Annotated in this window: 5 tRNA genes; all 5 read left to right on the top strand. The window is 50.9% G+C overall.

Annotated features, from left to right (window positions below):
• Positions 1–11 precede the first annotated feature (11 nt).
• Positions 12–85 (top strand) — tRNA-Arg (locus tag B7700_RS00070).
• 15 nt (positions 86–100) lie between these two features.
• A tRNA-Pro gene (locus B7700_RS00065) sits at positions 101–174 on the top strand.
• A 5-nt stretch (positions 175–179) separates the two neighbouring features.
• A tRNA-Met gene (locus B7700_RS00060) sits at positions 180–253 on the top strand.
• Between the two features lie 13 nt (positions 254–266).
• Positions 267–340 (top strand) — tRNA-Ile (locus tag B7700_RS00055).
• Positions 341–352: 12 nt separating this feature from the next.
• A tRNA-Ser gene (locus tag B7700_RS00050) sits at positions 353–442 on the top strand.
• The last annotated feature ends 4 nt before the right edge of the window (positions 443–446 follow it).

Below are 446 nucleotides of genomic sequence, written 5' to 3'. Positions count from 1 at the left end.
TAATATAATGAGCACCCTTAGCTCAACTGGATAGAGTACCTGACTACGAATCAGGCGGTTAGAGGTTCGACTCCTCTAGGGTGCATTTTTCTATTTAACTCGGGAAGTAGCTCAGCTTGGTAGAGTACTTGGTTTGGGACCAAGGTGTCGCAGGTTCGAATCCTGTCTTCCCGATACATGGCGGTGTAGCTCAGCTGGCTAGAGCGTCCGGTTCATACCCGGGAGGTCGGGGGTTCGATCCCCTTCGCCGCTATAATGATCTTGTTGGACCTTTAGCTCAGCTGGTTAGAGCTCTCGGCTCATAACCGAGTGGTCGTAGGTTCAAGTCCTACAAGGTCCATTTGAATAGTATGGAGGATTACCCAAGTCCGGCTGAAGGGAACGGTCTTGAAAACCGTCAGGCGTGTAAAAGCGTGCGTGGGTTCGAATCCCACATCCTCCTTTTG

The organism is Streptococcus mitis, assembly GCF_002096755.1.
GTDB classification, from domain to species: Bacteria; Bacillota; Bacilli; order Lactobacillales; family Streptococcaceae; genus Streptococcus; species Streptococcus mitis_AC.
The sequence above is the reverse complement of the archived record's forward strand: the minus strand, read 5'-3'. Positions and strand labels throughout refer to the sequence as shown.